We start from the raw sequence: 311 nt of genomic DNA, 5'->3' as shown, positions 1-311 counted from the left end.
AGGGTGAGAAGCTCGATCGTCAGGCGCTGAAAACTGCCCTGTTTGATGATTTCCTCACGCCATTTGCTGTTTGCCGTCCGCCGCGCCCGAGCGACACCAGCAACCTCACCGCAACCGTTGCCATGGTTATCATGGAAGCCGCATTGAATTTCATGGAAATTGCCCCTTTGCCGGCGCTCAACCGTACCTTCACCAGCTATACGCTGCGCAATGACACGCCGGTACCTGCGGATGCCGGAAAACCTGCGCAGGCTGTATCGATAAAAGGCTAAGGCCATGCTTCGATTTGCACTGACAAGAATAGTCATGGC

At 55.0% G+C, this 311-nt stretch carries 1 pseudogene; it reads left to right on the top strand.

From position 1 onward, the window contains the following. Window positions 1-272: pseudogene (locus tag HBA93_RS20195) on the top strand (C45 family autoproteolytic acyltransferase/hydrolase); the annotation flags it as partial. Window positions 273-311 lie beyond the last annotated feature (39 nt).

It is taken from the genome of Ochrobactrum sp. SFR4 (genome assembly GCF_019730395.1).
In the GTDB taxonomy this organism is placed as follows: domain Bacteria; phylum Pseudomonadota; class Alphaproteobacteria; order Rhizobiales; family Rhizobiaceae; genus Pseudochrobactrum.
Note: the sequence above shows the minus strand (reverse complement) of the source record. Positions and strands in the feature narration are given on the sequence as shown.